This is a genomic window from Salinibacterium sp. SWN139 (assembly GCF_015864625.1).
Taxonomy (GTDB): Bacteria; Actinomycetota; Actinomycetes; order Actinomycetales; family Microbacteriaceae; genus Rhodoglobus.
In genome coordinates this window covers 1-26,258 of sequence record NZ_JADYWV010000004.1, presented here as the reverse complement: position 1 = coordinate 26,258, position 26,258 = coordinate 1, and the positions used below count along the sequence as shown (strand labels likewise).

24 protein-coding genes and 1 riboswitch are annotated in these 26,258 nt (G+C 61.4%); of the genes, 13 read left to right on the top strand and 11 right to left on the bottom strand.

Features of this window, described 5'->3' with window-relative positions:
- Positions 1-105: 105 nt before the first annotated feature.
- Genes I6E74_RS13210 through I6E74_RS13200 form a run of 3 tightly spaced genes read left to right on the top strand, consistent with a single transcriptional unit; the run spans position 106 to position 3,229 of the window.
- The gene (locus tag I6E74_RS13210; RefSeq protein ID WP_197126477.1) at positions 106-1,269 is read left to right on the top strand and encodes a sensor histidine kinase; all 1,164 of its coding nucleotides are present in this window, start codon (positions 106-108) and stop codon (positions 1,267-1,269) included.
- Complete coding sequence (locus tag I6E74_RS13205) at positions 1,266-2,519, top strand: hypothetical protein (protein WP_197126475.1); 1,254 nt, start codon at positions 1,266-1,268, stop codon at positions 2,517-2,519. The genes I6E74_RS13210 and I6E74_RS13205 overlap by 4 nt, the downstream gene beginning before the upstream one ends.
- Before the next feature lie 38 nt (positions 2,520-2,557).
- Positions 2,558-3,229: a response regulator transcription factor gene (locus tag I6E74_RS13200; protein ID WP_197126473.1), complete on the top strand. Its 672-nt coding sequence runs from the start codon at positions 2,558-2,560 to the stop codon at positions 3,227-3,229.
- 117 nt (positions 3,230-3,346) lie between these two features.
- On the opposite strand, the gene I6E74_RS13195 is transcribed toward I6E74_RS13200, so the two are convergent.
- The 6 genes from I6E74_RS13195 to I6E74_RS13170 all read right to left on the bottom strand — a co-directional run bounded on the left by I6E74_RS13195 (position 3,347) and on the right by I6E74_RS13170 (position 9,771).
- The gene (locus I6E74_RS13195) at positions 3,347-3,658 is read right to left on the bottom strand and encodes an MTH1187 family thiamine-binding protein (protein WP_197126471.1); all 312 of its coding nucleotides are present in this window, start codon (positions 3,656-3,658) and stop codon (positions 3,347-3,349) included.
- On the bottom strand, positions 3,655-4,953 hold the full coding sequence (locus tag I6E74_RS13190; RefSeq protein ID WP_197126469.1) for a glycosyltransferase 87 family protein: 1,299 nt from the start codon (positions 4,951-4,953) through the stop codon (positions 3,655-3,657). The genes I6E74_RS13195 and I6E74_RS13190 overlap by 4 nt, the downstream gene beginning before the upstream one ends.
- A complete protein-coding gene (locus I6E74_RS13185; RefSeq protein WP_197126467.1) occupies positions 4,947-5,801 on the bottom strand; it encodes an ADP/ATP-dependent (S)-NAD(P)H-hydrate dehydratase in 855 nt (284 codons plus the stop codon). The genes I6E74_RS13190 and I6E74_RS13185 overlap by 7 nt, the downstream gene beginning before the upstream one ends.
- Positions 5,802-5,828: 27 nt before the next feature.
- On the bottom strand, positions 5,829-6,863 hold the full coding sequence (locus tag I6E74_RS13180; protein WP_197126465.1) for a hemolysin family protein: 1,035 nt from the start codon (positions 6,861-6,863) through the stop codon (positions 5,829-5,831).
- Positions 6,863-8,185, bottom strand: coding sequence for a hemolysin family protein (locus tag I6E74_RS13175; RefSeq protein ID WP_197126463.1), 1,323 nt, complete (start codon positions 8,183-8,185; stop codon positions 6,863-6,865). Before I6E74_RS13175 ends, I6E74_RS13180 begins: the two co-directional genes overlap by 1 nt.
- Positions 8,186-8,334: 149 nt before the next feature.
- A complete protein-coding gene (locus I6E74_RS13170) occupies positions 8,335-9,771 on the bottom strand; it encodes a GuaB1 family IMP dehydrogenase-related protein (RefSeq protein WP_197126461.1) in 1,437 nt (478 codons plus the stop codon).
- 180 nt (positions 9,772-9,951) lie between these two features.
- Between I6E74_RS13170 and I6E74_RS13165 the strand changes: the two genes are divergently transcribed.
- Positions 9,952-13,806 carry a multifunctional oxoglutarate decarboxylase/oxoglutarate dehydrogenase thiamine pyrophosphate-binding subunit/dihydrolipoyllysine-residue succinyltransferase subunit gene (locus tag I6E74_RS13165; RefSeq protein ID WP_197126459.1) on the top strand — a complete coding sequence of 1,285 codons (3,855 nt, stop codon included), beginning with the start codon at positions 9,952-9,954 and terminating at the stop codon, positions 13,804-13,806.
- A gap of 100 nt (positions 13,807-13,906) precedes the next feature.
- Here I6E74_RS13165 and I6E74_RS13160 read toward each other — a convergent pair whose 3' ends face one another.
- Together I6E74_RS13160 and I6E74_RS13155 are read right to left on the bottom strand one after the other, a co-directional pair.
- Complete coding sequence (locus I6E74_RS13160; protein ID WP_197108994.1) at positions 13,907-14,137, bottom strand: anti-sigma factor; 231 nt, start codon at positions 14,135-14,137, stop codon at positions 13,907-13,909.
- Positions 14,134-14,760, bottom strand: coding sequence for a sigma-70 family RNA polymerase sigma factor (locus I6E74_RS13155; RefSeq protein ID WP_231601699.1), 627 nt, complete (start codon positions 14,758-14,760; stop codon positions 14,134-14,136). Before I6E74_RS13155 ends, I6E74_RS13160 begins: the two co-directional genes overlap by 4 nt.
- Positions 14,761-14,869: 109 nt before the next feature.
- Here I6E74_RS13155 and aroA point away from each other — a divergent pair, with 109 nt between their 5' ends.
- The 7 genes from aroA to I6E74_RS13120 all read left to right on the top strand — a co-directional run bounded on the left by aroA (position 14,870) and on the right by I6E74_RS13120 (position 22,893).
- On the top strand, positions 14,870-16,276 hold the full coding sequence (gene aroA, locus I6E74_RS13150) for a 3-phosphoshikimate 1-carboxyvinyltransferase (RefSeq protein ID WP_197126457.1): 1,407 nt from the start codon (positions 14,870-14,872) through the stop codon (positions 16,274-16,276).
- A 2-nt stretch (positions 16,277-16,278) separates the two neighbouring features.
- Entirely contained in the window at positions 16,279-17,340 is a 1,062-nt protein-coding gene (rsgA, locus tag I6E74_RS13145) for a ribosome small subunit-dependent GTPase A (RefSeq protein ID WP_197126455.1), read from the top strand.
- A gap of 2 nt (positions 17,341-17,342) precedes the next feature.
- Positions 17,343-18,134, top strand: a complete 792-nt coding sequence (locus tag I6E74_RS13140; protein ID WP_197126450.1) for an inositol monophosphatase family protein — start codon at positions 17,343-17,345, stop codon at positions 18,132-18,134.
- Positions 18,135-18,230: 96 nt separating this feature from the next.
- Positions 18,231-18,731, top strand: coding sequence for a septum formation family protein (locus I6E74_RS13135; RefSeq protein ID WP_197126448.1), 501 nt, complete (start codon positions 18,231-18,233; stop codon positions 18,729-18,731).
- Between the two features lie 144 nt (positions 18,732-18,875).
- Positions 18,876-20,150: a bifunctional alpha/beta hydrolase/OsmC family protein gene (locus I6E74_RS13130; RefSeq protein ID WP_197126446.1), complete on the top strand. Its 1,275-nt coding sequence runs from the start codon at positions 18,876-18,878 to the stop codon at positions 20,148-20,150.
- 80 nt (positions 20,151-20,230) lie between these two features.
- Positions 20,231-21,061, top strand: a complete 831-nt coding sequence (locus I6E74_RS13125; RefSeq protein WP_197126444.1) for a siderophore-interacting protein — start codon at positions 20,231-20,233, stop codon at positions 21,059-21,061.
- A 134-nt stretch (positions 21,062-21,195) separates the two neighbouring features.
- A riboswitch (glycine riboswitch) is annotated at positions 21,196-21,291 on the top strand.
- A 147-nt stretch (positions 21,292-21,438) separates the two neighbouring features.
- Complete coding sequence (locus I6E74_RS13120) at positions 21,439-22,893, top strand: L-serine ammonia-lyase (protein ID WP_374221071.1); 1,455 nt, start codon at positions 21,439-21,441, stop codon at positions 22,891-22,893.
- A gap of 26 nt (positions 22,894-22,919) precedes the next feature.
- Here I6E74_RS13120 and I6E74_RS13115 read toward each other — a convergent pair whose 3' ends face one another.
- Together I6E74_RS13115 and folP are read right to left on the bottom strand one after the other, a co-directional pair.
- A complete protein-coding gene (locus tag I6E74_RS13115; RefSeq protein WP_197126442.1) occupies positions 22,920-23,669 on the bottom strand; it encodes a pyrimidine reductase family protein in 750 nt (249 codons plus the stop codon).
- A gap of 5 nt (positions 23,670-23,674) precedes the next feature.
- A complete protein-coding gene (gene folP / locus I6E74_RS13110; RefSeq protein WP_197126440.1) occupies positions 23,675-24,580 on the bottom strand; it encodes a dihydropteroate synthase in 906 nt (301 codons plus the stop codon).
- A 122-nt stretch (positions 24,581-24,702) separates the two neighbouring features.
- Between folP and I6E74_RS13105 the strand changes: the two genes are divergently transcribed.
- The gene (locus I6E74_RS13105) at positions 24,703-25,068 is read left to right on the top strand and encodes a DUF488 domain-containing protein (RefSeq protein ID WP_197126438.1); all 366 of its coding nucleotides are present in this window, start codon (positions 24,703-24,705) and stop codon (positions 25,066-25,068) included.
- 34 nt (positions 25,069-25,102) lie between these two features.
- On the opposite strand, the gene I6E74_RS13100 is transcribed toward I6E74_RS13105, so the two are convergent.
- Positions 25,103-25,321: an SCO4848 family membrane protein gene (locus I6E74_RS13100; RefSeq protein ID WP_197126436.1), complete on the bottom strand. Its 219-nt coding sequence runs from the start codon at positions 25,319-25,321 to the stop codon at positions 25,103-25,105.
- Here I6E74_RS13100 and I6E74_RS13095 point away from each other — a divergent pair.
- Positions 25,320-26,057: a YigZ family protein gene (locus I6E74_RS13095; RefSeq protein WP_307784480.1), complete on the top strand. Its 738-nt coding sequence runs from the start codon at positions 25,320-25,322 to the stop codon at positions 26,055-26,057. The genes I6E74_RS13100 and I6E74_RS13095 overlap by 2 nt on opposite strands.
- The last annotated feature ends 201 nt before the right edge of the window (positions 26,058-26,258 follow it).

Sequence of the window (26,258 nt, the reverse complement as noted above, 5' to 3'; positions counted from 1 at the left end):
ATCGTCCGACACCGAGCGTGTTGGGCGAAAAAATGTCGCTTTCTCATGACAATCGGCGGTGCGTCACCCCCGAGAGAGGTACGAAATGTGCAAACATTGCCACAAATGGACCTCACTACGAAAGAACGAGATCGCCTACTTCAGCGCACTGCGCGAGTAGCGAGTCTTAGTTTTCTGATCGTTTCGGTCGTATGCCTCAGCATCCCGGGGGCAGTGTCGACAACGACGCTGCTGCTGTGCCTCCCGCTCTATGCGGTCATGGCCGTGTTGCAGTTCCAAACGGGAAACAGCCGCTCGATCGGCTGGGTCATTCCCTCGTTCGTGGTGGGCATCATCGCAATCCTTCTTATCGCGGGCACACCGGGTGGGCCGAGCCAAGCAGGGCTTTCTGCCGTGGCCCAACTCTCGTCAGCATCCCTCGCCTGTCTTGCCATCGTTTTGACGACCACGCTGCTGCGCCGCATCGTATTGCTCCTCAGTTTTCTCGCCGTAGCGAGCGTCACGATTATTTCGCTCGCACCGTTCCAACCGCCCGTGCGCACTCTCGCCCTCGCGATCTTCGGCTGGATCCTTGCCGCCCTCATCGGCTTCTGGATTAGCTCGGGCGTTCCACAAGCCGTACGCCGCATCGCGAGCATTGGTCGTGCCCACCGCGCAGAACGCCAAGCCAGCGAGACCGAAGCCCAGCGTCGTCAGGGTGCTCGCCTGCTTCACGACACAGTTCTGGCCACTCTCACACTGCTCGCTCACTCCGGTGTCGGCGTTTCAGCAGAGGCCATGCGCCAGCAGGCCGGCGACGATGCTCGACTTCTGCGTCAACTTCGCCTCGGTGCCACCCCCACGCCGCAAGCATCCGGCGACTACAACCTGAGCGCCCCCGTAAGCGAGACAGTGCTCGGCACAACGCTCGAATCAGTCAAGCAACGTTTCGGCCGCATGGGACTCGAAGTCAGCTGGCATGGCACCGGCCAGGTTTTGCTCCCCAGCGACGTTCTCGACGCCTTCCTGCTCGCCCTCGCTGAATGCCTCGAAAACGTTCGCCGTCACTCCGGCGTCACCGAAGCTCACGTCACGATCACCGAAGACAACACGACCGTTCGAGCCATGATCACCGACTCCGGTGTCGGCTTCATCCTCGACGATGTTGATTCGGCGAGCCTCGGCTTCAAAGAGTCCGTTGTCGCACGCTTGAAAGAAGTCGGCGGACAAGCTCGACTGTTCTCCACCCCCGGCTCCGGAACCACCGTTGTCTTGGAGGTTCCCCGATGACCTACGCTCCCCCCGAAGAAAACACTCTCGGCGTCATCGTCGGCGGCAAACCACGCCATGCCAAGAGCGCCGCTGTCCGGCGCCTCGCGGGCGACGACACTCCCCGACTCATCGGACTCGGCACCGGCTTCGTCGGCATCGGAGCGGCCATTCTCGTGAGCCTTCGCGCAATCTACGGCCTCGTGTGGCTCGTCATCCAATGGGACATCTACCCCAATCCTGTTGCGGCAGCTATTGCGTGGGTGCTCCTGATCGTCATCATCATCGGCACCATCACGTTAGTGCAGCTCACTAGCGGACAACTTCCGCTCTGGATGTTCGTTCTCTTCCTTGTTGGCCTCGCCGCCGTCATGGCGCTCGACATCTTCGCCATCTGGGATCTACACAACATCGGCGGCCACGCGACCTCCGCGGTTGCGGCCGGAATGGCGTTACTTCTTGTGCTGACGGTTCGCCCGAGCGCCGACATCATCATCGCTGTCTCTGCGGTCGGCGCAGGATTAGCCGCCGCCATCGTGGTGAACGTGCCCCTGACTGAAGACAATATTGCTCCGCAGATCACCACCGTGGCGTTCGCCGTGCTCCCCACCGTGATTGGTCTCTCCCTCATCGTCAACTTCCGCCAACTCGTGCAGGTCGAGCTCGACCGCGTGCTCGTTCAGAGCACCCTCACCGCACCACGTTTTGCCGTCGGCATGATGGCATCCGAAGAACTTGCCCGCCTCGACCTCGCCGCAGAAAAGCTGCTCGACTCGGTGGCAAACGGTTCGACCAAGCTGCCTCTGCAACCCAAAATTGCCTCGACGGCGGCATCCCTCGCCACCGAATTGCGACTGCACCTCATTGAGGGCCGCCGCGAAACCTGGCTCTATCATGCGATCACCGAGTCTGACCTGCTCGGCAAATCGGTAACACTTACCGACAAGGGAAGCCTTGCCGGTTTGCTCGACCCCACCCAGCGCGACGGCTTGCTCTCGACTGCGTGGCTCTTTGTGACTGACACCACCAAACGCGGGGCCAAAAACTCCGTCCACATCACGATCGCGCCATCAACTACCGTTTTGGCATCTGGTTTCGAAGACAAAGTGGCAGTCGGAATCTCGATCACCTCGACCGGAGTGGCACGAAATCGTGTTGACGCTTCCACGTGGGAAGCGGTCGCGAAGGTCGGGACGTATACCGACTCCATAGAGAACTCCAGCCTGCGCCTCGACATTGAATGCCTTGTCGAAAACCCCGCTGACCAATAATTTTCGTAAGATAAGACGAACGACCAGAGGAACTAATCGTGACTGAACCAACAAAGCGCATCCGGCTCGCACTCGTTGACGACCACCGAATGTTGCTCGGTGCGCTCACCGAGTGGATTCGTCAGGCCGCAGCCGACATCGACATGGTTGTCGCCGTGCCAACGTGGCCCGAACTCACAATCCACCCAGAGTTCCCTGTCGACGTTGTGCTGCTCGACCTTGACCTCAAAGACAACATCCCGGTCTCGCTCAAGATCAACACTCTCAAGTCCATGAACGTTCGCGTCGTCCTGATGAGCACCTATTCCGAGCCCAACGTGGTTCGCGAAGCTCTCGCCGCCGGCGCCCTCGGCTACCTCGTCAAGAGCGAAGACGCTGACATGATTGTGGAAGCAATTCGGGCAGCATCCAAGGGCGAATCGTTCATTTCGGCCGAGCTCGACTTGGCGATCAACGCCGACGAAATCGGTGGAGCCCCCAAGCTGAGTGCTCAAGAACGTCGCGTCATGGCGCTCTACGGCGGCGGCGAGCCCGTCAAGTCGGTCGCCTACCAACTCAGCATCTCTGAAGAGACCGCCAAGAGCTACCTCAAGCGCATTCGCGAGAAGTACCGCGTCGCGGGCTTCGATGTCGGCACCAAGGTAGCGCTGCGCAAGCGTGCTCTCGAAGACGGCATCCTCATCGAGACCGACACGATGCACCACCTTTAAGCCTTACCGCGCCGTTCTGGTCGCAACAACAAACCGCACTGACTCCGCTTCACGCGGATCCAGCGCGGTTTGTTCGTTAAGAGCAGGTGCCGTCATCCGACGGCACGCCGACGGCCGTTAGCTGTCGGCGCGAAGGAGTGCTTCTTCGAGACGCTCGAGCTTGCCGGTCATCTCACCGGTGCGACCGGGGCGGATGTCGGCCTTCAGCACGAGCGAGACCCGCGAACCAAATTGCCCGACAGCTTCTGTCGCGGCTTTCACCACCGCAAAAACCTCGTCCCAGTCCCCCTCAATCGTCGTAAACATCGAGTCAGTCTGGTTCGGTAGCCCTGATTCGCGCACCACTTTTACAGCGGCAGCGACGGCATCGTGGACTGAATCGGTTCCGTCGGAACCACCACTGGGTGCGATTGAGAATGCGACGATCATGCTGACTCCTTTGCCGAGGGGCGTTCGAGGGATGGGCTGAATGGGATTGAGAAGAACGGCTGCGGCGTCTGTTCCCCGCTCGCAGACGAGCGAGAACCGAGCCGTACGAGCTGCACGATCGCCCACACCAGAAGGGCGAGAAGGAGCACGTTTCGCACGGTCAGGATGGCGACCATGATGGGGTTGGCAGCCAAGAGCTGGTCATAAAAGTAGGGATACACCAGCTGGGTAAGGGCGGCAATGACGAGGGCGAGCGCCGCGGGCAGCCGGAATCGAAGCGACCCCTCGGCGCGAGCGGTGAGCAGCCCAAGAACGATCGGTACCGCGAGCCAGCCAACAAACTGAGGCGAGCCGACCTTATTGACCACGATGAGCGCGGTCACGAGGGCGAGACTCAACATCGAAAGAACGCCAAGAGTTGAGGAGCCCGCGCGCGTTGCTCTCACGCCGAGCACAGCAATAACAAGAATGACCACTCCCAGCAGCGGTGTCATGAGGGCCGCCGCGAGTTGCGCTCCGGCTCCGGTCACTTGAAAAGTGAGAATCGAGGCGTCGTAGTAGATGAAAGTGTCGGGCACGCCCGCCACAGCCTGCCAAAGCCAGAACCCGGCAATCGGAGACTCAATTTGAATGCCGCGGCCTGTCTGCTCACTCACAAAGCTGAACACGTTCATCCCTGAGCCTGCCAGCAGTGCGAATACGACCACGGTGGCTGTTGTTCCCGCGGCGGCAATCGCGATAGCCCAACGATGACGCAACGTGATAAACGCCGCGAGCAGGAGCGCTGCAGGCCACACCTTGATCCAGGTGGCACACGCCAACACGATGCCTGCCGCTCGGGGGTGCCTGCTCAGCAGCCGCACTCCGACAAGCGCGACCGCCACCGTCACCGCGTCAATGCGACCGAGCGCAATCGGTCCGAGGGCCAGCAAGAAGATCAGCCACCACCATCCGATAATCACTCCCGCGCGGGAGCGACCCCAACGGGTGAGAAACCCCAGCGCGACGAGGTTGAGGAGCATGACAAGTGCGAGCCAGGTCGCGCCGATATGGCCGATGCCAAAAGTGACTGACGCCAGAATCGGCACGATCGCGAGTAGCGGATACACCCACGGCATATCGACGCCCACCACAATTCCCGAGGCATAGGCCTGCTGCGCCCAGCCTGCGTACACGATGGTGACATCGCCAAAGGGGTTTCCGGGGCCCTGAAGGTTGAGCAAGCCCAGCAGGAGGTGCACCGCGATAAAGAGAAGCCAGAGCGCGAAGGCACTGACCGTGTGGCGGTTCAGCACGCTGGCGCGGGAGCAGGCGCACTGTCGCCAGCGACCGCGACAAGCTCCGCGACGATGTGAGGCACGTGAGCACACAGGTCAAGGATGGTGAGTGGTCCCCCAGCACTGGCGAGCTGCGCCGCACGACCATGAATGTACGACGCGGTAGCACCGAGCCCCACGAGCTGTGCCGGATCAGCAAGCACCGCGTCACTGTGCGTTGCGACCAGTGCCCCGAGGATGCCGCCGAGGGCGTCTCCAGCGCCAGCGGTAGCCAACCAGGCTGGTGCTGCCGCCACCGCGACCGTCGTTACTCCGTCGGTGATGTACGTCGTGTGACCCTTGAGCAGCACGGTGCAGCCGAGTCGGGTGGCAGCGGATTCCGCCCAGTCCCGGGGTGCCGCAGCGATCTCGTCGACAGGCTCGTCAAGCAGCCGGGAAAGTTCACGATAGTGCGGGGTGATTACGGTTGGGGTGCTCACGCGGTGAACCACGTCAAGGGCTCCCCCGTCGAGCACGAGGGGAACGTTCTGGCTCAGGGCGGCAGTGATGTGTTTTTCGGACGCGGGCTCGCGATTGGCATAGTCCATGCCCGAGCCAATGAGCCAGGCCTGCACGCGACCGTCAGCCATCACCGCTTCGGGGCGACGCTGCAGGATCAGGTTTTCGGCACGCTCAGCACCGAGGTAGCGGATCATCCCGACGCCGGTTCGAGCAGCGGCTTCAACACCGATAACGGCGGCTCCCGGATACTGCGCCGACCCTGTAATCAGCCCAAGCACCCCGCGGGAGTACTTGTCATCGGAGTCCTGGGGCAGAGCGATGTGACGTGCCGCCTCAGCAGCACCCCACATCGACTCAGTTTCCATGGATGTCAACGATAGTTGAGAACTCTGTTAGCGACGCCGGGTGGCGTCTTGAACTTCGCCCACGAGCACTTCGATGATGTCTTCGAGGAACAGCACACCGGTAGTTTCACCGGTCGCGTCGAAGCTGCGAGCAACGTGCACTCCTGAACGACGCATTGTCGCCAGCGCATCTTCAAGGTCGGTCTCGCAGTACATCGAGATGAGCTGACGAATCCGCTTGGGCGGCACCGGCTCCGAGAATTCGCTCTCGTCGAGGTCGATGACGTCCTTCAAATGCAGATACCCCGTGGGCTCTCCCGCGTCATTGAGCAGGATGTAGCGCGAGAATCCGCGCTGAGCGACCGCCTTTTCGAGATCGGCAGGGGTGGCGTCCTCGGGCAACGTGACGAGCCCGGACATCGGGATAGCGACATCGCGAACCTTTTTGGAGGTGAACTCGAACGCGCCGGTGAGGGTGCCACCGGCATCCATCAGCACACCTTCTCGCTTCGACTGCGCCACAATCGTGGCCACTTCGTCGAGCGTGAAGACACTGTTCGCTTCGTTCTTAGGCACGACATTGAAGAGTCGTAGGATGCCATTCGCTGTCGCGTTGAGGGCAACGATGATCGGGCGGAAGACTGTCGCGATGAACACGAGCGGCGGCGCCAGAATCAGCACCGCACGATCGGGAATCGAGAACGACAGGTTCTTCGGCACCATTTCGCCGAGCACAACGTGCAAGAACGACACGATGATCAGCGCAAGAATAAACGCGATCGTGCTGATCAGTTCTTCGCTGAGGCCAGTCAGCGCCAACGGCACCTCAAGCAAGTGGTGAATGGCCGGTTCTGACACATTCAGAATCAGCAGCGAACACACTGTGATGCCCAATTGGCACGCCGCGAGCATAAGCGTTGCGTGTTCCATCGCCCATAGCGCGGTCTTTGCCGAGCGTGAACCGGATGCCGCAAGCGGCTCAATCTGTGAGCGTCGTGCCGAAATGACGGCAAACTCTGCCCCGACGAAGAAGGCGTTGATGATCAGTAGAACGAAAAGCCAGATGATTCCCCAGACGTCCATTAGCGCACCACCTCAGCATCGCTCGTGGTGTCAATGGGATCGGGGGTAAACCTCACGCGGTCGATGCGTCGACCTTCCAGTCGTTCAATGCGGAACACTCCGCCAGCGGCGGTAATGGTGTCGCCGGTGCGTGGCACTCGGCCGAGTTCGCTCATGAGCCAGCCAGCGACCGTTTCGTAAGGGCCCTCTTCGGGGACCTCAACGCCGGTGCGCTCGAGAAGCTCATCGGGGCGCAGAATTGCGGGGAAGGTGAACCAGTCACGCGAGCGCACCACATCTGCTTTCGAACGGTCGTGCTCGTCGGACACTTCGCCGACGAGTTCTTCCACGAGGTCTTCGAGCGTGGCGACTCCGGCAGTTCCGCCGTATTCGTCTACGACAACAGCCATTTGGTAGCCACGTCCGCGAAGTTCGGCGAGGAGGGCATCCAGTCGCATCGTTTCTGGCACCCGAAGTGCTTCGGTTTGTAGTGCAGAGACGGGCACGTCGGCACGCTTCTTGTGCGGCACCGCAACAGCCTGCTTGATGTGCACAAAGCCCACGACATCGTCGATGCTGTCGTCGATTACAGGGAAGCGAGAGAAGCCGGTGCGCTTAGCGAGGTCAATGACGTCTTGCGCACTGTCGGTGCGGTCGATGCTGTCGACCCGCGGCCTGGGCGTCATCACGTCTTGCGCCGTGTGATCGGCAAAGGCGAGGGTGCGCGCGAGCAGGGTGGCCGTGTCCGCTTCGAGACTGCCTTGGCTAGCCGAACGGCGAACGAGCGACGTTAGCTCCTCTGCCGTGCGTGCGCCCGAAAGTTCTTCTTTCGGTTCGATTCCCACAGAGCGGAGGATCGCATTTGCCGTGTTGTTGAGCAGGCTCACAGCAGGCTTGAACACTGTCGTAAAAAGAATTTGGAACGGCACAACGAATTTTGCGGTGGCGCGTGGCAACGCGAGAGCGAAGTTCTTGGGAACCAGCTCGCCCACAATCATGGAGAGCAGCGTGGCAAACGTGATGGCCAGCACGCTAGCGAGCACGGCCACGACGCCGTCAGGCAGCACTTCACCGAGCGGAATCGATAGCCAAATGCTGAATGCAGGTTCGAGGGTGTAACCCGCAAGAAGAGTCGTGAGGGTGATGCCCAGTTGCGCGCTCGAAAGATGAGTCGAGGTGTGCTTGAGCGCCGCGATTATGGGGGCAAGTCGCTTTTCGCCACGCTCTTGTCGTGACTCAAGATCGGAGCGATCGAGGTTGACGAGAGCAAATTCAGAGGCGACGAAGAAGCCAGTGCCGACAGTCAGCACGAGGCCAGCGGCGAGGAGAAGCCATTCATTCATGACAGTTCACCTCCAGCCGCGGAGGTAGGTAGAGAACGGGCGAGAAACAGGTGATGGTCGCACGGAGAAGGGCCCCGGCGACAACTAGAGGGAGGGTCGTCCATTATGGGCTCGATTATAGGACAGATTCCTCAGTAACCACCGATCTACTACCAGCTCACGGGCAGCGCCTTTCCCTCTTCGTACCCGGCAGCGGACTGGATCCCCACCAACGCCCGCTCGCGGAACTCCCTCAGAGTGGCCGCGCCAGCATAGGTGCACGAGCTGCGCACCCCCGAGGTGATCATGTCCACGAGATCGTCGATAGACGGTCGAGCCGGGTCAAGATAAATCTTGGAGCCTGAAATTCCCTCGGCGAAGAGTTCCTTGCGAGCGAGATCGTAGGCATCAAGGCCACCAAAACGGGCCCGCACTGCCTTGGTTGACGCCATCCCCCAGCTGGTTTTGTAGAGCGCACCGGCATCATCGTGACGCAGTTCGCCCGGGGCTTCGATGGTGCCGGCAAACCACGAACCGATCATGACGGATGTCGCCCCAGCGGCGAGCGCGAGCGCAACGTCGCGCGGGTAGCGCACCCCGCCGTCAGCCCACACGTGGGCGCCGAGTTCGCGCGCGGTTGCCGCCGTCTCGAGCACTGCGGAGAACTGCGGACGACCGACCGCGGTCATCATGCGCGTGGTGCACATGGCGCCGGGGCCAACCCCGACCTTGATGATGGTTGCTCCTGCTCCGACAAGGTCACGTACAGCGGCGCTCGTCACTACGTTGCCTGCAACCAGCGGTACGCCGAGGTCAAGGGCGGCGACGGTTTCGATAGCCCGCACCATGCCTTCTTGGTGTCCGTGTGCGGTGTCGAGAACGAGAGCGCACGCGCCGGCGACGACGAGAGCACGAGCGCGGGCACCAACATCACCGTTAATTCCGAGGGCTGCGGCGACCGCGAGTTTACCGTCGCCGTCGAGGGCTGGAGTGTAGAGCGTGGAACGGAGCGCGCTGGTCTTACTGGTCGTTCCTGCGACCGTAGTGCCCTCAACGACCGGGGCGAAGCCGAGGCCCCGCTCGACGAGAAGGTCGAAGAGTTCGCGAGCGCTGCCGAACTCCGTGCGGTCAAGCGCGTGGGCGTCGGCGCGGGCGATGTCGCCCAGAGCGGCACCGGGCATCGCCGTGGCCAGTTGTTCGGCATCCACCACACCAACGAGTTCGCCGTCGTTCTGGAGCACAACCCCGTGGCCGGGCAGCGGAGGCACCAGCAGCAGTGCTTTCTCTACTGTGTCGTTCGGGCTCAATAAGACGGCGGAGTCGAGATCGACGGGTTGGTTTCGAACCCACGCGAGAGCCTCAGCCATGTCGTCGTCGCTGAGATCTTGCGGGAGCACGCCGAGTCCTCCGCGTCGCGCCAGACTGGCGGCCAGGCGAGGGCCGGTCACCGAGTTCATGTTGGATGCCACGAGCGGAATGGTCGCGGGTGTTCCGTCACCGGGCGCCAGCGAGACGGCCATCCGGCTGCCTACCGAGGAGTGGCTAGGCACCAAAAACACGTCGGAATAGGTCAAGTCGTGCGTGGGCGTGGTCTCGTAGAAATCCATAGTGACGAGCCTAATTGTCACTAGAGGAAAACAATCTGCAGAAAAGTCAGGAAAATAAGGGAGATCGCCGCCTCACGGCCAGCAGACGCACAACAAAGCGATTAACATTGTCAGGGATGTCTGGCGCGCAGACCGCGCGCCGTTTTTGTGATCACCAGAACTGAAAGTAGGCGGTTTGACGTGTCAGGCCAAGTAACCGGAACCGCAGCGGACGGAGACTCCTCGGGCGACTTCGGGGCCAACGAATGGTTGGTCGACGAGATGTACGAAAAGTACCTCGAAGACAAAAATCTAGTAGCGGAATCCTGGTGGCCCTTCTTGGAGAGCTATACGCCAGCGGCAGACTTGACTCCCTCAAGTGCCGTTCCCACGTCGACAACTCCGGATGCTCCGGCCGCAGCCCCGGCGACGACGCCGGCTGCACCGCAGTCCACCGCCGCAGCAACTCCTGCAGCTCCCGCAGCTCCCGCGGCCCCCGCTGCAGCCTCTCCCGCCGCCGAGGCCAAGCCCTTCGTCGACGAGGCTAACCCCAGCACGGGCAGCCAGCCCATCGCTCGCACTACGTCGATTGAGCCGAAGCCCCAGCCGATCCCGGCTGAAGCGCCGTCGACGACTCCGATTGAAACGCTCAAGGCTGAGGCCGCCGCTAAGCCCAAAACGGAGAACGTTGTTGCTCCCCTCCGTGGCGCTGCGAAGGCACTCGCGTCGAACATGGACTCAAGCCTCACGGTCCCTACCGCTACGAGTGTTCGCACGATCCCGGCGAAGCTCATGATTGACAACCGCATTGTCATCAACAACCACCTCAAGCGTGCTCGCGGCGGCAAGGTGTCGTTCACGCACCTCATCGCGTGGGCCATTATCGAGACTCTCAAAGAGTTCCCCAGCCAGAACGTTTTTTACGACGAGCCAAATGGTAAGCCGTCTGTTGTTACTCCGGCGCACATCAACCTCGGCATCGCGATCGACATGCCGAAGCCTGATGGCACGCGCGCGCTCGTTGTTCCCGGCATCAAGAACGCCGAGACGATGGGCTTCGCCGAGTTCCTCGCCGCCTACGAAGATGTTGTGTCTCGCGCCCGCGCGAACAAGTTGACCGGGCCCGACTACATGGGCAACACGATTTCGCTCACCAACCCTGGCGGAATCGGCACCGAGCATTCCGTTCCCCGCCTCATGCGCGGTTCGGGAACGATCGTCGGCGCCGGAGCGCTTGAATACCCGGCCGAGTTCCAGGGTGCGAGCCTTCGCACTCTCACGGAGTTGGGTATCGGCAAGACGGTTACCCTCACGAGCACCTATGACCACCGCGTCATTCAGGGTGCCGGCTCGGGTGAGTTCCTCAAGAAGATCCACGAGCGACTCATCGGTGCCAACAACTTCTACGAAGACATCTTCGCGGCGTTGCGCATCCCTTACGACCCCATTCACTGGGCCAACGACATCAACGTCGACCTCGCCGACAACATCAACAAGACGTCGCGCGTTCAGGAACTGATTAACTCGTTCCGCGTTCGTGGTCACCTCATGGCTGACACCGACCCGCTCGAGTACCGTCAGCGTTCACACCCCGACCTCGACATTTCGAGCCACGGCCTTACCTTCTGGGATCTCGACCGTGAGTTTGTCACTGGCGGTTTCGGCGGCAAGCGTCAAGCCCTGCTGCGCGAGATTCTTGGCACACTGCGTGATGCCTACTGCCGCACCGTTGGCATTGAGTACATGCACATTCAGAACCCGGAGCAGCGCCGCTGGATCCAGGATCACGTCGAGAAGCCCTACAGCAAGCCCGGCCACGACGAGCAGATGCGCATTCTTGGCAAGCTCAACGAAGCCGAAGCCTTTGAGACCTTCCTGCAGACCAAGTACGTCGGCCAGAAGCGGTTCAGCCTTGAGGGTGGAGAGTCGACGATTGCGCTGCTGGATGCCGTCATTCAGAAAGCCGCCGAGGCCAATCTTGAAGAGGTTGCCATCGGTATGGCCCACCGTGGCCGCCTGAGCGTGCTCACGAACATCGCCGGAAAGACCTACGGTCAAATCTTCCGCGAGTTCGAGGGAACCCAAGACCCGCGCACCGTTCAGGGTTCGGGTGACGTGAAGTACCACCTCGGCACCGAGGGCACCTTCACTGCTGCCGATGGTCGCCAGATTCCTGTCTACCTTGCCGCTAACCCGTCACACCTTGAAGCGGTAGATGGCGTGCTTGAGGGAATCGTTCGCGCTAAGCAAGACCGTCGCCCCATTGGTTCCTACGCCGTTCTGCCCGTCATGGTTCACGGAGACGCGGCGATGGCCGGTCAGGGAATCGTTGTTGAGATCTTGCAGATGTCGCAGCTGCGTGCATACCGCACGGGTGGCACCATCCACGTGAACATCAACAACCAGGTTGGTTTCACGACGCCGCCGAGCGAGGGCCGCACGTCGCAGTACTCGACAGATGTTGCCAAGACGGTCCAGGCACCTATCTTCCACGTGAACGGTGACGACCCCGAAGCTGTTGTTCGCGTTGCCGAGCTCGCCTTCGCTTACCGCCAGAAGTTCCACCGCGATGTTGTGATCGACCTCATCTGCTACCGCCGCCGTGGCCACAACGAGGGTGACGACCCCTCGATGACGCAGCCGCTCATGTACAACTTGATCGAAGCGAAGCGGTCCGTTCGAACCCTCTACACCGAGGGTCTCGTTGGTCGTGGCGACATCACTCAGGAAGAGTACGAAGCCAGCCACCAGGACTTCCAAGACCGCCTCGAGCGCGCTTTTGCCGAAACGCACGCCGCTCAGACCGGTTCGATGCCGATCCTCACCAAGGATGGCAACGGAGTTTCTGACCTCGAGCGTCCCGGCTCGCAGCGCGACGATGCGATCGGGGAGCCCATCACGACGGGCATCGACGAGAGTGTTGTTCAGCTCATTGGCGATGCGCACGCTAACCCACCGGCAAACTTCACCGTGCACAAGAAGTTGCAGGCCCTGCTGAAGAAGCGCACCGACATGAGCCGCAAGGGCGGCATCGACTGGGCTTTCGCCGAGTTGCTCGCAATCGGTTCTGTGCTTCTCGAAGGCACCCCGGTGCGTATGGCCGGTCAGGATGCTCGCCGCGGCACGTTTGTTCAGCGTCACGCTGTGCTCCACGACCGCGAAAACGGTCAAGAGTGGTTGCCGCTGCAAAACCTTTCCGAGAACCAATCACGCTTCTGGATCTACGATTCGCTGCTCAGCGAGTACGCCGCTCTCGGCTTCGAGTACGGCTACTCGGTCGAGCGCGCCGACGCTCTCGTCATGTGGGAAGCCCAGTTCGGCGACTTCGCCAACGGCGCTCAGATCGTCGTAGACGAGTTCATTTCGAGCGCCGAGCAGAAGTGGGCGCAACGTTCAAGCGTCGTCATGCTGCTGCCACACGGCTATGAGGGCCAGGGCCCCGATCACTCCTCCGCCCGCATCGAGCGCTACTTGCAGATGTGTGCCGAGAACAACATGATCGTGGCACGCCCGTCGACGCCGGCATCGTATTTCCACTTGCTGCGCCGCCAGGCCTACTCGCGTCCGCGCCGTCCGCTGATCGTGTTCACCCCGAAGGCGATGCTTCGCCTGCGCGGTGCCACCAGTGATGTTGCCGACTTCACGAGTGGTCGCTTCGAGCCCGTTCTCGACGATGTTCGTCTCGACGACAAGTTGGCCGTCACTCGCGTCATCGTGACGTCGGGCAAGACCTACTACGACATCGTCGCCGAACTCGACAAGCGCGAGATCAAGCACATTGCCGTGGTGCGCATGGAGCAGTTCTACCCGCTCCCCGTTGCTGACATGAATGTGGTTCTCAGCCAGTACCCGAACGCAGACATCGTGTGGACTCAGGATGAGCCCGAGAACCAGGGTGCTTGGCCGTTCATTAGCTTGGAACTTCAGCGCCACCTTGAGTCGCGCGAGATCAAGCTCGCCTCGCGTCCGGCATCCGCCTCACCGGCGACCGGTTCGTCGAAGCGCAGCGCGCTGGAGCAGGCCGAACTGATCGACCACGCGATTACCCAGCCGTAACCGCACCCGCGTTAATGACAAAAGCGGGCATCCTCTTCGGAGGATGCCCGCTTTTGCGTTAGCAAGTGAGCAGCTGTAGGCGCTCAGCGCTAGAGAGTGTTTAGGCGCCCGCCAGCTTCGACAAGATCGCGCTGCGCAGATCATCTGGTGCCGTCTCACGGCAGGCCTGCTTGACCTTGAGCTTCAACGCGAGTGCCACAAGGTGTTCGCTCGAGCAGGATTCGCAGTTGTCGAGATGGTTTGAGACATCCTGAAAGTCGGCCTCGTTGAGTTCGCGGTCGAGGTATTCCTCGAGTTCAGCTTTTGCTTTTTCACAACCGCAGTCGGTCATTTGGTGCTCCTTGATGCTGCTGGCGTGCCGGGGGTGCGGTCACGCGCGTAGTCGGCCAGTAGTTCGCGCAACATACGACGGCCACGGTGCAGTCGGCTCATTACGGTGCCTACGGGGGTTTTCATAATGTCGGCGATCTCCTGATAGGAGAAGCCCTCAACGTCGGCGAAGTAGACCGCGAGGCGGAAGTCTTCGGGAATCGACTGCAGGGCATCCTTCACCGCGCTGTCGGGCAGGTGATCAATCGCTTCAGCCTCAGCAGACCGGGTTGACACCGACTGGGTGACAGATTCTGCGCCACCCAATTGCCAGTCTTCGAGCTCATCGATCGTGCCCTGATAAGGATTGCGCTGGTTCTTGCGATAAATGTTGATGAAGGTGTTGGTCTGGATGCGGTACAACCAGGCCTTCAAATTGGTGCCCTGCTGGTATTGCCCGAATGCTTGGAACGCTTTTACAAAGGTCTCTTGAACGAGATCTGCAGCGTCGGTGGGGTTGCGGGTCATACGCATGGCAGCGCCAAAAAGCTGGTCCATAAAGGGCAGCGCTTGCTCTTCAAACTGTCGTCGCTTCTCGTCAGCGGCAGCATCGGTAGCGCTGGGCTCAACTCTGTCGGTAGTCATTAGCGACAATTCTAGTTCGCTGATGACGGCATCCTGCTGAGTGTTCAGTACTGCGGTCATACGGGCGCCTCCTCCGTGGGGTCTTAAACGCCGATACTCTTAGTAACTGATGTTCGTATCTAAGTATTCCAACCCAGAATTCAGCCCGTATGACGACGAGACGGTGCCAGACACCACGGTGCCCGGAAACTGGCCTGCGCCCACCGTTTCGCATGCCCTCGCAGCGTCGCTGAGTTTGCCGGGCAGCAAGAGTCTCACGAACCGCGAACTGGTCTTGGCTGCCCTCGCTGATGGCCCCTCTCGTTTGCACTCGCCCCTTCATTCGCGCGATAGCGCTCTCATGATTCAGGCTCTCCGCGCGCTCGGCGTGAGAATTGACGAGATCGCAACGGGGAACGCTTTTGGTCCCGACCTACAGATCACCCCGGGCGAGCTCGAAGGTGGCACCTCAATCGATTGCGGTCTCGCGGGAACGGTCATGCGTTTCTTGCCGCCCGTTGCGGCGCTCGCCCTCGGGCCGGTCGCTTTCGACGGCGACGAAGCAGCCCTTCGTCGTCCCATGCGCACCACGATTGACTCACTGCGAGCGCTCGGCGTGGATGTGTCCGACGACGGTCGCGGAACCCTCCCCTTCAGCCTGTATGGCATGGGCACGGTTGCCGGCGGCGACGTCAGCATCGATGCTTCGGCATCCAGCCAATTCGTTTCTGGTCTTCTTCTCGCGGCAGCACGCTTCGAGAACGGACTCACGTTGCGTCACACCGGTGACAAGCTGCCGAGCATGCCGCACATTGAAATGACGGTGGCATGCCTTGCTGCACGTGGGGTCACGGTCGAGAGTCCGGAACCCGGGGTGTGGGTTGTTCCCGCTAGCCCCATCCGCGCGATCGACGTGGCGCTCGAGCCCGACCTCTCTAATGCAGCGCCGTTCTTGGCTGCCGCGATCGTGGCCGGCGGAACTGTCACGATTGAAGGCTGGCCAGAGTCAACCACTCAGGTCGGTGCTGACCTTGAGCAGCTACTTCCCCTTTTCGGGGCGACAGTCACTCGCAAAGATGGCGCGCTCACTGTCGATGGCGGCGTAGGCGTCGTGGGCGGCCAGCGCTACCCCGGAATTGAGCTCGACCTTTCTACCGGTGGTGAGCTCGCTCCCGCAATCGTGGCGATTGCAGCACTCGCGTCGTCCGCGAGCACAATCACGGGAATCGGTCACTTGCGCGGCCACGAAACCGACCGTCTCGCAGCCTTACGCACCGAGATCAAGGCGCTCGGCGGAGCCGTCACCGAACTCGACGACGGTCTCCACATTGAGCCAGCCGAACTCCACGGTGGCGTGTGGCACAGCTACGAAGACCACCGGATGTCCACGGCTGGCGCCATCATTGGCCTTGCCATTGAAGGCGTGGAGATTGAGGGTATCGACGCCACCGCCAAGACGCTCCCCCAGTTCCCAGAACTGTGGCGCACGCTCGTCGGCGATGCTCCGCTGACCACTGACACTCTCGGATTGCTCTAACGATGAGTTGGCTCACGGGCGATGACGACGATGATGACCGCAAGTACAGCGAATACGATGAGAGTTCGATTCGCATGCGGCCGAACCCCAAGGCGAATAAGCCACGGAGCAAGATTCGCCCCGACCACGCGGACGCCATCGAAGGACGCGTCTTTAGCGTCGATCGGGGCCGCTACGGCGTCTGGGTAGACGAGGGAACGCCAGACGAACGCCAAATCATCGCCGCTCGTGCCCGCGAACTCGGCCGCAACCAACAGGGCAAAGTGTCGGTCGTTACGGGTGACTGGGTCGACCTCGTCGGCGATACGACCGGCACCGAAGGCACTCTCGCGCGCATCGTGCGCATCCGAGAGCGCGCCACACTGCTTCGCCGCAGCGCCGACGACACGGATGCCGTCGAACGCATCATTGTCGCCAACGCCGACCAGATGCTCATCGTTGTTGCCGCCGCCGACCCGGAGCCGCGACCGAGACTCGTCGACCGCTATCTCGTGGCGGCCTTTGATGCGGGGATTGATCCCATCCTGTGCATCACCAAGACTGACCTGCAAGATCCGGCGCCGTTCTTGGAGAACTTTGCCGGTCTCGATCTGACAGTGATCGAGAGCCGTTCGGATGAGGTTCCCCTCGACGAGCTGCGCGCCCTTCTCGACGGGCACACTACGGTTGCGGTTGGCCACTCGGGAGTGGGCAAATCGACGCTCGTAAATGCTCTTGTGCCCGACGCTAATCGCGCGGTCGGCCATGTCAACGCAGTCACGGGGCGCGGGCGTCACACGTCGTCGTCAACCATTTCGTATCGCGTGGGCACCGGCTGGGTCGTCGATACTCCCGGAGTTCGATCTTTTGGCCTCGGTCACATCGACCCGAGCAAGATCTTGTCGTCGTTTACCGACTTGGCCGAGCTTGCCGAAGAGTGTCCGCGCGGCTGCACTCACTTGCCTGATGCCCCCGACTGCGCGATCGCTGAAGCGGTCGCAGCCGGAGCGCTCGGCGAGGTCGGTAAGTTGCGCCTCGACTCGTTCCAGCGGCTCATCACGACACTCGGTTCCGCTAGCGTGTAGTCGTGACCGAATACACTCTCGCCGACGATCTTTCCCTCGCGCTCGCCCTTGCCGGCGATGCCGACCTCATCTCGCTCGACCGCTTCACCGCGCTCGATCTCGAAGTCACGACTAAGCCCGACCGCACGCCGGTCACGGATGCCGACAAAGCTGTTGAGCGCAGCATCCGTGCCGGAATTGCTGCTGCCCGCCCCGGAGACTCGATTCTCGGAGAAGAGTATGGCGAGGCCGGAGACTCGAACCGCCAGTGGATTATCGATCCCATCGATGGCACCTCAAACTTTTTGCGCGGCGTCCCCATCTGGGGAACACTTATCTCGCTCGTCATCGATGGTGTGCCCCAGGTTGGAGTGGTCAGTTCCCCCGCTCTTGGTAAGCGGTGGTGGGCGGCCACCGGTCACGGCGCTTTCGCTCAGGCCCGCGATGGCGAGCCTGAACAGATCTCAGTGAGCAAGGTGTCCTCGCTTGAGGCGGCATCCATCAGCTACAACAGCCTGCCGGGCTGGGATGAAGCTGGTCGCCTCGATGCTGTCGTTGCGTTGACTCGTGCCACGTGGCGTTCGCGCGCGATCGGCGATATGTGGGCGTACATGTTGCTCGCCGAAGGTGCGCTCGATGTCGTGGGCGAATTCGATTTGAAGCCCTACGATATGGCGGCTCTGATCCCCATTGTGTTGGAAGCCGGCGGTCGTTTCACTTCTGTTGAAGGCGTTCCCGGACCGTGGGAAGGTAACGCTCTGGCAACAAATGGCGTACTTCACGACGAAGTTCTAGGGTTTTTGGGCTCTCATTAGCGTTTTTCCCGCTTCTTCCACCTGTGAATGTGCTGAATTTCACTAAGCTTGAGAAGAACGAAGCGTTATCACCTCAGACGAAAGAGACCCACTTCTATGACGACAGATAACATCTGGCGCCGGACGCTCGCCATCGCCACCATTGCTGTTGCAGCTGTGGCGCTCAGTGGCTGCAGCATCATCGATCAAGTTACGAACGAAATTTCGGATGCCGTCGACCCCGGAGCCGGCACCACTCAAGATATCTTCAGCCTCGTTATTGGTGACTGCGAAGTCGGCAACCAAGACGGCGGCGAAGTTTCCAGCACCAAGACCATCGACTGCGCCGAGCCGCACGATGCAGAGGTTTACGCGGCGTCCTACATGGCCGACGGTGATTTCCCCGGTGACTCCGCAATTGAAGATCAGGCAACGGCTGACTGCTACGCAGAGTTCGGAACCTTCATCGGCGCAGAGTACGAAGACTCGGTCTACGACTTCTCCTGGTACTACCCCACCGAGGGCAGCTGGTCAGAGGGCGACCGCGAGATCTTGTGCCTCGTCTACGACCCCTCCGGCGACCAGATCAGCGGTTCGCTTGCAGGTGCCGCAGAGTAATTTTCTTTTCGGAACGGCTGGCGAAGACACGGTCTTTGCCAGCCGTTCCGGCGTTAACGGGAAGAACTGAGAGCATGGGGGCGTTGCATCCGGTATCCGGATAAGAAACGCTGGAGCAAGTCGACACGAAAGCGGTAACGGACAATGAAGATCGAATTCCCCGGCTCCAACGGCTCCATGCTGGCGGCCCGCCTCGACCTCCCCGAAGGCACCCCTTCCGCCTACGCGCTCTTCGCTCACTGCTTCACGTGTTCGAAGGACTCATTCGCTGCCTCACGCATTTCGAAAGCACTCATTGACTACGGCATCGCCGTCTTGCGCTTCGACTTCACTGGCTTGGGCGGCTCCGACGGTGATTTTTCTAACACCAACTTCAGCTCAAACATCGATGATGTTGTGGCCGCCACTGAGTATCTCGGCACCAACTACCGCGCCCCCACGATCCTCATTGGCCACTCCCTGGGCGGAGCCGCCGTGCTCGCTGCAGCCCATCGCGTGCCCTCGACGCGTGCTGTCGTCACGCTCGGCAGTCCCAGCGATCCTGCCCACATCACGAATCTGTTCGCCCACGCGAGCGAGGAAATTGTGACTGCGGGAGAAGCAATGGTTCAGCTGGGCGGCCGCGAGTTCCGCATCCGCAAACAACTCCTCGATGACATTGCCGCACAGCCGCAGTCGGTTCGACTGCGTGATCTGGATGCCGCACTTTTGGTCATGCACTCCCCCATCGATCAGACCGTGGGCATCGACAACGCGCGGGAGATCTTCGAAACAGCGAAGCACCCCAAGTCGTTCGTGGCGCTCGATGGTGCGGATCATCTCCTGAGCAATCGTGATGATGCTGCTTTCGCGGCCAGCATGATCGCGGCCTGGTCGGCTCGCTATGCTTTCGACCACACCGCAGCCCCAGAACAGCGGGCGAGCAGTGCTGGACCGAAGACTCCTCCGGTCGTCGCCCACCCGAGCGCCTCGATCACCGCCGATGGCAGCTCGGTGATCGTCACCGAGAGCGGCCCTGCGCGCTACGAACAGCGCGTCTTTGCTTCGGGTCACGAGCTCATCTCTGATGAGCCTGCACCGCTGAGCGAAAATCATGGCCCAGCGCCCTATGACCTTGTCTTGGCCGGGCTCGGAAGCTGCACTTCCATCACCATCAGGATGTACGCCGACCGCAAAAAGATGCCGTTGAAGTCGGTCAGCGTTCGGCTGAGTCGCGAGCGTATCGACGCGGCCGCGTGCGAGCACTGCACCTCGACCGAAGGAATGGTCGAGCATTTCACACGCGAGCTCACGTTCGAGGGCGACCTCACTGCCGAGCAACGTGCTTCGCTTCTCGTCATTGCCGATAAGTGCCCCGTGCATCGCTCGCTCGAGGGCGAGATCTCCATCACGACGACAGAAACCGCGCCGTCGCTCTAGCTCTCCCCGCTCGCGAGGGTTACAGTAGTTAGGTAAGCCTAACTTTTATCGAAATGAGCTGGCGCCCGCGCCCATCGCCTATGACAATTGAACGTGACTCCGTCAAGCATCCCCTCGTCATCCGCCACCTGACGGTGAGCGCCGTCAGCCACCCGGCGCCGTCGATTGCGCGCATTACCCTCAGCGGTGATGAACTCGCCGGATTTGTCAGCAGTGGCCCCACCGACCACGTCAAAGTATTCTTTCCCGATCCCGCAACCGGCGTGCTCACTGCACCCACGATGACCGCCGATGGAATCAAGAAGCCCAAGGGCGAGGGCAAGGTTATCTCGCGTGACTACACCCCGCTCGGTTTCCGCACCGATGCTGGTCGTCACGAGCTCGACATCGACTTCGTCGTCCACGGAGACGAGGGGCCCGCCTCCGCCTGGGCCGGAAAAGCCGCCGCTGGCGACAGCCTCGTGATCGCCGGTCCGCGGGGATCACGACTGCTGCCCGTTGGCGCAACCCACGTCATCCTGATCGCGGACGAAACGGCGTTCCCTGCAGCCTCGCGCTGGATCGACATGCTCCCCACCTCGGTAAACATCACCGCCCTGTTCGACGTCGCCGACGAAAGCCTTGAGAGCTACTTCAGCGACGAGCTAAAGGCGCGCATGGATGCCGAGTGGTTCTATCGCCGTGACGGTCTTGGGCAGCTGGAAGCCGCGCTACGCGCGCTCGGTGAGATCGGTGAATCCACCTTCGTGTTCCTCGCCGGCGAAGCCACCACCCTGGTTCCGCTTCGGCGCTACCTGCGCCGCGAGCTTGGCCTCCCCAAGCAGCAAGTAACAGCCGACGGTTACTGGCGCCGTGGAGTGACAAACGCTGACCACCACGAGCCGATCGATCCCTCAGACCCCGAGGACTAAACGGTCTTCACGAGCGTGCGTTTCGCAGCGCTGAGTGGTGGAACGCCCGCTCGACTGAGCACCAGTCCGGCGCGAGATTGACGGGTCTGCGAGGCAGGCTCAAGTGTATGCTGAGGGCACAAGTGAACAGCCGTCATTCCGCTGCGGGAGAGTCCTTCCGATCGTTGGTTGGCGCCGTAGGAGCAAACCCTCTCCGGGAATCTCTCAGGCCCCAGTACCGCAGTGGATAGGCAACTCTGAAAAGCAGTCGGCCCTGTCCGACTCGCCGACGGGGCAACGCAACGCCACAAGCGTGCGGAAACTCTCAGGCCCGATACAGAGCGGAGAGGACTCGACGACACCCGTACGACGCTGTGCGGTGAAGAAACGGAGTCACCGTGGCCATTCGCAATCTGACCCCCCGAACTGAAGTACCAACGCCCTCGCTCGAAGAGGTGCCCCTCAGCAGCTTCGATCTGTTCACGGTCGGCATCGGCCCCTCCAGTTCACACACGGTCGGCCCCATGCGCGCGGCTGCGTCCTTCGCCGCTGATCTTTCCGACCACGGGATGCTCGACGCTGTCGACACTCTCAGCGTTCGCCTCTACGGTTCTCTCGCCGCAACCGGTGCTGGCCACGGCACGATGAGCGCGGTACTCATTGGCTTGGAGGGCAAGCTCCCCGACCAGGTTCTCCCCGCAGAGATGGAACAGATTCTGGCCCGCATCGAAGAATCTGGGCTGCTGCGCTTGGGCGCGAGTCACGATCTGCCGTTCCGCGAGTCCGACATCGCCCTGCACCCGCTCACCGTGCTCGACGGGCATCCGAACGGCATGCGCTTTGCGGCATACGATGCGGATGGCACCGCAATTCTCGAGGCAACCTACTTCTCGATCGGTGGCGGTTTCATCTATCGGGAGGGCGACAACCGTGATGGCAGCTCCTCTAGCGGCCCAGCCGCTGTGGCAGACCCGCTGCCGTTCCGCACTGCAGCGCAATTGCTCGCGCACTGTCGCGCCGAAGGGCTCAGCTTCAGCGGCGTGATGTTGCGCAACGAGTTGGCGCGCCGCCCCGAGTCTGAGGTGGTTGCTGGGCTCCTGCACATCCGCGATGTCATGGACGAGTGCAAGAACAACAGCCTAGAACGCACCGGCAACCTGCCCGGCAATTTGAGGGTGCGGCGTCGGGCTCCCGAGTGGCACCGACGCCTACGCGAAGAAGACCCCAACCGCGATCCGAACTTTTGGCAGGAATGGGTCAACCTCGTTGCCCTAGCCGTCAACGAAGAAAATGCCTCGGGTGGCCGGGTCGTCACCGCCCCCACCAACGGTGCTGCTGGCATCATCCCGGCCGTGCTGTTCTACGCGACCCATTACGCACCAGGTATGAAAGACGCCGACCAAGCGACAAAGGATGACGCTACCGTGCGCTTCTTGCTGGCCAGCGCGGCCGTGGGCGTGCTCTACAAGCGCATGGCTTCCATCTCGGGCGCCGAGGTCGGATGTCAGGGCGAGGTTGGCTCGGCCTCCTCCATGGCGGCTGCGGGGCTCGCTGAAATTCTCGGTGGAACTCCCGCGCAGGTCGAGAATGCGGCCGAGATTGCGATGGAACACAACCTCGGACTCACGTGCGATCCTATTGGTGGACTCGTGCAAATCCCGTGCATTGAGCGCAACGCGATTGCTGCCTCGAAGGCGATCAACGCTGCGAAGATGGCGTTGTGGGGTGATGGCGAGCACCGCGTCTCGCTCGATGAGGTCATTATCACGATGGCCGAGACCGGCAAGGATATGAGTTCGCGCTACAAAGAGACGTCGATGGGCGGTCTCGCCGTCAACGTCGTCGAGTGCTAGCGCGCGCGTATCGCAACGACAGCGCGCTAGCGAGCGGCGCGGAGGTAGCGTAGGAGTAGCGTTCCATCGGGCGCGGACAGCGCGTGCGCGAGCGACATGTTTTGCGGTGTCGCATCCGCCGCGTCCACAATACGTCGCGCCGAGCCGCCTTCAAGCCGCGGGCTCACGGTGAGGCAAAGCTCGTCGACAACGCCTTGGGCAATCATGGTTGCGAAGAGTGTTGGACCGCCCTCGCTGTGCTGCTGAACTAGCCCGCGCTCCGCCAAAAGGTGTTTCATCTCGACGGTGTCTACGGCAGCATCCCCCGCAATGATCACGTCAGCAACCTCTTCGATTCGTTTACGACTCTCCGCGGGTGCGCTCTCGGTGGTCACCACGAGGGGGCGCGTCGCATAGCTGCCTAGGTCTCCCGGTTCCAGCCGCAGGGATGCCGTCACAATGGCAAACGGGGGCTGAGCAGCGAGTCCTTGCGTAGTCCGCCACTCCGCAGATTCCTCGTCGAGAGCGAGGTTGCGGTAGCCCTCTTGCCGCACTGTTCCTGCGCCAACGACGATGACATCCGCAAGTCGACGGAGCAGCCCGAAAACACGACCGTCTGAGTCCGTGCCAAGGCCACCCGATACTCCCTCGTGGGTAGCAGCACCATCGATGCTCGACACAAAGTTCGCGCGCAACCACGGCACCGATCGATCAGCTACCGCGTAGCTCGCGAGAAGTTGTTCGTCGGTGAGAGGTGCTCCTGCGTTGAGGGAATGGATGTCGGATGCGTCGGCCACAGTGCCTACCTTTCGTTGATGTCGGACATGTTGTGCTTCAGCAGCGCGGGCTCGCGGAACCCCAGAATCGCTTCCGTCATGCGCACGGCAGCTACCGTTTCAGCGACCTCGTGCACCCGCACCACCCTCGCGCCATTGAGGATGGATGCCACGGCGGCTGCGAGCGAACCTTCTAACCGTTCATGCTTCGGCTTATCAAGCACTTCGCCGATGAAGTCTTTATTGGAGAGCGCGACGAGGGTCGGCAACCCGAGTTCGGTGATTACGTCGAGGCGGCGCGTGAGTTCGAGGCTGTGCAGCGTGTTCTTGTTCAGGTCATGCCCCGGATCGATGAAGAGCCGATCGTCGGCAACTCCAGAATCCAAAGCTTGCTCGACTCGGCTCTGCAGAAAGTCACGCACCTCTGCCGCAACATCGTCATACTGCGGCCGCGCGAACTGGGTGCGTGGCTGCGCCCGCGAATGAACAAGAATGAGCGATGCATCACTGGCAGCAACAACTCCGGCGAGGTCAGGATCGCTCAGGCCTGTCGTGTCATTGATCACCGTGGCACCGGCCGCGATGCTGCGGCGTGCAACCTCAGCGTGGAACGTGTCGACGGAGATCACGACGTCGGATGCTTCGCGAAGCGCCTGCACCACAGGAACGACTCGCTCGCACTCCTCCTCGACGCTCAACGGGTCGCCTGGAGCGAACGGAACACCGCCGATGTCGATCCAATCGGCTCCCTGCTCGACAGCCCGCAGCGACGCGGCAACAGCGTCCTCTAGCGCATAGTTGGTTCCCGCATCGTAAAAAGAATCGGGCGTGCGATTCACGATTGCCATCACCGCAACCTGGCGCGAGAAGTCGAAGGTTCGATCACCAATAGTGCGTCGTGGATTCCGCAACGGCGGGAGCTTGAAACTCATACTCCCTATACTGGGCGACGATGCTGACAACTGCATTCAGGCCGCGTCCGCGAGCCGGTCTTTCCCCGTTCAAAGCTTCGCCAGCTATGGTGACCACAGCGACGAGAGGGGAGAAATCCCGCATGACGACGTTCGTAACTGCACGAATCTACGAGCCCGCACAGGCTGAGGACGGCTACCGGGTGCTTGTTGACCGGCTCTGGCCGCGTGGCGTCAGCAAGGCACGCGCCGAACTTGACGAATGGTGCAAAGACTTCGCGCCCAGCAGAGAATTGCGCACGTGGTGGAACCACGATCCTGCGCGGCTCGATGAATTTGCCGCCCGCTATCGCCTCGAACTGGACGAGAATCCAGACGTGCCCAATGCGAACGCGCGCTTGGAGTCCCACGACCACGTCACGCTGCTCTACGCCGCTCATGATCCCCAGGTCAATCACGCGAACGTCTTGCGCGACTATCTCGCCGAATCTCCGAACAAGAGCAGTTAGCTGCTAGCAGCTAGTAGCTCTAGCTCAGCATCAGTTAGCCACGTAGCAGCAGAAGCATGCCGGCAAGCACGGATGCCGCAGCAATCACCAATGCGATTCCGAGCAGCACGGCGTGCACACGGTAGAACGCGGTGGCCTTTCCCGCGGTGTCGCGCGCCCGAGGGTCAGCGCTGACGCGCTTGAAGAATCGCGGCCACGCGATGACATTGAACAGCGCACTGATAAACAGAACGATTGCGGCAAACAGCTCCATGATGTTCTCAGCCTACGCCGCGCTCGTGAGCCCGTGCGCCACCATCCCGATGCGAGTGCGAGACAATGGATGGATGCGCGAGTACACGTTACGCGGAGGCCCCGGTGCCACCGCCGAAGCCGAACTCGAAGTCAAACGATCACGCTTCCTGTGCCGCATAGTCCGAGTCGACAACGAAGCGGATGCCCGAGACGTCATCGAACAGGCGCGTAAAACCCATTGGGATGCGCGGCACCACTGCTCTGCGTTTGTCCTCGGCTCTTCAACTGAGCCAGATCAGGTTCGCCGATCAAACGATGATGGTGAGCCGTCAGGAACCGCCGGACGCCCCATTCTCGACGTGATCACCGGCCGTAATCTCATTGATTGCGTTGCGGTGGTTACACGCTATTTTGGCGGCACCCTCTTGGGCACCGGCGGTCTTATCCGCGCCTACTCGGATGCCACAGCACTCGCCGTCGACGGGTTGCGCGTCCAGAAGCGTCTTGTTCTTCGATCACGGCGCGAGCTGTTTCAGCTGGCACTCCCCCATGCGGATGCTGGGCGGGTTGAGTCTGAGTTGCGCCAACACGGCGTCACGGTCGTCGGCACCGAGTACGGCAGTTCAGCGGTGATGACGTTGGCGGCGGACCCTGGCGACGAATCAGCTCTGGCCGAGCGCGTTGCCGGCATCACGTCGGGCGCGCGGTCGCTCGTGAGCGTCGGCTCCGAGTGGGTCGACGCGGAGCTCCGCTAGCACGGCGCTGGATGTCTGTCCGCTCGTCGCCGAGCTTCGATCGAACAAGAACTGCACCCGGTGGTGGACAGAGATCGTGCGGTGGTTAACGCAAAATAGCCACACCCCGAAGGGTGTGGCTATTTTACAATTGAAGTCCGGCGGTGTCCTACTCTCCCACAAGGTCCCCCTTGCAGTACCATCGGCGCAGAGAGTCTTAGC